Here is a 3123-nt window from a genome sequence, read left to right as displayed (position 1 = left end):
GCCGAGACCTGGTCGGCGGGAAGCACATCGCCAAGCACGGCCTCGAGGCCGCCGAGCGTGCCGAGAATGTTGGCACCCATCGAGAACTGCTGGGCGAACTCCTCGACGATCGACTCAAGCTCCTGCGCGGTGATCGGCCGCAGCTCGGCCGCGGCCTTGGTCACGATGCGGATATCCTGCGGCTCGAACTGCGCGAGCACGCTCGCGGCCGCCTGCCGGCCCATCGCCAGCAGGAGCGCCGCGACCTTTTCCGTACCACCCAGCGCGGCAACGCCTCGCTGCTTGACGGGAGCGATGCCCACCTGTGCCGCCATGGTCAGGTATCACCCTGCCCCAGCGGTCCAACGATCTCCGTGAGCGAGACACCGAAGCGGGAATTGTCCTCTTCGACGACGACCACCTCGCCGCGGGCGACGATACGGCCGTTGACGACGACGTCGACGGGCTCGCCGACCCGGTGATCGAGCGGAACCACCGCGCCGCGCCCGAGCTTCATCAGGTTCGCCACCGGAATGGTCGCCGAACCCAGCACCACCTGCATGGTGACAGGAATGCGCAGGATGGCATCGACATTGGCCAACTTGCCGCTCTCCTCGGCCGTGCGCGCGGCGATCTCGGCCAGCCGCTCCAGCGGAGACGTCTCGGTCTCTTCCGATGCAGATGCAGACTCATAGTCGAAGGATTGCGCCATGTGGTATCGCCTCTTGGTATTTCCGCTCCCGGAGCGCCGCGGCGTTCCGGTCGTTTTTGGTTCGCCGGCCTCGGCTTCAATGCTTGTTCACGTCGGCGCCGCCCGCGGTCGCTGCGGACGCGAGTCCGCTCCTGGCGTCGAGCGCCGCGATCGCCTCATTGGCCTGGTCGATCTTCGTGCTCAGCACGTTGGCGAGCCGTCCGAGATTCGCGGTCGAGTCGTGCGCTGCGGTGATGACGGTGTCGAAGGCGCCCGCCGTCTCGTGGACGATGGTCGAGAATTCTCCCTGGTAGCTGCGCAACCGCGCCAGCTCGCGGTGCATCCGCGTCACCCGCATGCTGGTGAAGGCAAGCGCAATCAGCAGCACCGCATCAACGAGATAGGATATCATCGACGAACTCCCGTTTCTGATCCACGGGATCTGCCACCTGCATGGCGTAATAGCCATCGAGCTGGCCGATCTGACACCAGAACAGCACTTGGTTGTTGCTTTCGAGGCGGGCCAGCGTGCGCGGCGTGGCTTCGAGCTCGAGCACCTGCCCGACCTCGAACTTCACGACGTCGCCGAGGGTCACCATCTTCTCGTCGAGCACCGCACTCAACGTCACTTCGGTGCGGTGGACCTCGCTCTCCATCTGCTCGCGCCAGCGCGGATCGGACGCACGGCCGTCGCTGACGACGACATGGGCGAGCTTCTGGCGCAGCGGGTTGAGCGCGGAGTGCGGAATGATGAGGAACATCTGGCCGCCGCGATAGAGCGCCTGCAGCATGATGTTCGCGCAGATCGACATGTTGCCGCTCCGCCCGATCGCCAGCGAGGCCATCGCGGTTTCGACCCGCTCGACACGGAAGGTGACGTTGGAGGTGCCGGCGAAGGCGGATTGCAGCGCCTTGGCGAAACGGTCGAACAGCGCCTGGACCAGGCGGATCTCGATGTTCGAGAACGAGCGCTCGACGTCGAGCGGCGGTTCGGCGCCATCGGAGCCGAACATCGCCTCGACCATCGTGAACACGAAGTCGCGGTCGAGCATGATGATGATGCGGGAGTCCCACTGCTCGGCATAGAGCACGGCGGCGACCGCATTGGCCTCGTAGTCCTTGATGATGTCGCCGACCCGATCATTGGTGATGCCGTTGACCGAGAAATAGCAGGGCGTTCCCGCCATCGGCTGTAGGCTGTCGGTGCAGGATGCCGCCATGCGATCGAAGATCACATTGAGCATCGGCATACGCTCGATCGATATGCCGGCCGCGTCCAGCAGGTAGTTCGGTAGCTGCTTCCGCTGATCGACTTCGACGTCTTCCATCGTCATGCGCGTGCCGCCTTCGGTTCGGCGTCGGCCACGACGGCTTTCGGACCCGCGATCGTCTCGTTCTCGACCACGTCGATCGAGGGCCGCTCGCCGCTCGAGATCATCTTGCGACCGTGCTCGACCGCGATCTGCGGCATGGCGCCGTTCATGAATGCCAGCAGCGTCTGCTTGACGATGATGTAGGGCCGGCACTTCTTCTCGCGCGTCATCTTGATCTTCATCGCGAAGGGCGAAATGATGCCGTAGGACAGGAAGATGCCGGCGAAAGTGCCGACCAGGGCCGCACCGATGAAGCCGCCCAGCAGCTTCGGCGACTGGTCGAGCGCGCCCATCGCCTTGATGACGCCGAGCACCGCGGCGACGATGCCGAGCGCCGGCAGCGCCTCGGAGACCGTCACCAGCGAATGGTAGGGCGCCAGCTTGCCCTTCACGATGGTGTGGATCTCCTCGTCCATCAGCGCTTCGATCTCGTGCGTGCGCGCATTGCCCATGATGATGAGACGGACATAGTCGCAGATGAACTGGAGCAGCGACGGGTCGCCGAGCACGCTCGGGAACGCCTTGAAGATCTCGGAGGACGAGGGATCGTCGATATGCGCCTCGACCTCGTTGCGGCCCTTGCCCCGCAGCTCGCGCATCAGGGCATGCAGCGCCCCGAGCAGGTCGAGATAGTAGCGCTGCCCCGGCACCGCGCCGGTGATGGCCTGCATGCAGGCGACCCCGGTATCCACGACCGTCTTCCACGGATTGGCCACGATGAAGGTGCCCATCGCGGTGCCCATGATGATCACGAACTCCCACGGCTGCATGAGCACAGCCAGATGCCCGCCCATGGCGGCAAATCCGCCGAGCAGCGCCGCCACCGTGATGAAAATCCCCACGAAACTGAGCAACGCGCAACTCCATCGCCGATCCCACCGGGAATATCTAGTCGGCGACGCTTGCGCGAGGCTGGCTTCCCGCATCGCCAGCCTCACGCAAGCAATTCGCGGCAGCTTGGGACGCAGTCGCAATTGCGGCCAAAGAGGCGCGGGTCATGCTATCCACCATCGCGGACTACACCAGATTGACCCAGGACCTGGGCAAGTCGATGACGCAGGTCGCGAAGCAGCCCGATGT

The 3123-nt window shown here is 64.7% G+C and carries 4 protein-coding genes and 2 pseudogenes; 1 reads left to right on the top strand and 5 read right to left on the bottom strand.

What is annotated here, in order from left to right; translation table 11 throughout:
• The 5 genes and pseudogenes from AC1D00_RS33715 to motA all read right to left on the bottom strand — a co-directional run.
• A pseudogene (locus AC1D00_RS33715) lies at positions 1 to 314 on the bottom strand (flagellar motor switch protein FliG); the annotation flags it as partial.
• A gap of 2 nt (positions 315 to 316) precedes the next feature.
• Positions 317 to 691: a flagellar motor switch protein FliN gene (gene fliN / locus AC1D00_RS33710; RefSeq protein ID WP_477013644.1), complete on the bottom strand. Its 375-nt coding sequence runs from the start codon at positions 689 to 691 to the stop codon at positions 317 to 319.
• Between the two features lie 76 nt (positions 692 to 767).
• On the bottom strand, positions 768 to 1082 hold the full coding sequence (locus AC1D00_RS33705) for a hypothetical protein (protein WP_027546104.1): 315 nt from the start codon (positions 1080 to 1082) through the stop codon (positions 768 to 770).
• Positions 1063 to 2004, bottom strand: a complete 942-nt coding sequence (locus tag AC1D00_RS33700) for a flagellar motor switch protein FliM (protein ID WP_135175750.1) — start codon at positions 2002 to 2004, stop codon at positions 1063 to 1065. The genes AC1D00_RS33705 and AC1D00_RS33700 overlap by 20 nt, the downstream gene beginning before the upstream one ends.
• Positions 2001 to 2897, bottom strand: coding sequence for a flagellar motor stator protein MotA (gene motA, locus AC1D00_RS33695; protein ID WP_135175751.1), 897 nt, complete (start codon positions 2895 to 2897; stop codon positions 2001 to 2003). Before motA ends, AC1D00_RS33700 begins: the two co-directional genes overlap by 4 nt.
• A 143-nt stretch (positions 2898 to 3040) precedes the next feature.
• Here motA and AC1D00_RS33690 point away from each other — a divergent pair.
• Positions 3041 to 3123, top strand: a pseudogene (locus AC1D00_RS33690) (DUF1217 domain-containing protein); the annotation flags it as partial.

The organism is Bradyrhizobium sp. P2_E8 (genome assembly GCF_056403875.1).
Note: the sequence above shows the minus strand (reverse complement) of the source record. Positions and strands in the feature narration are given on the sequence as shown.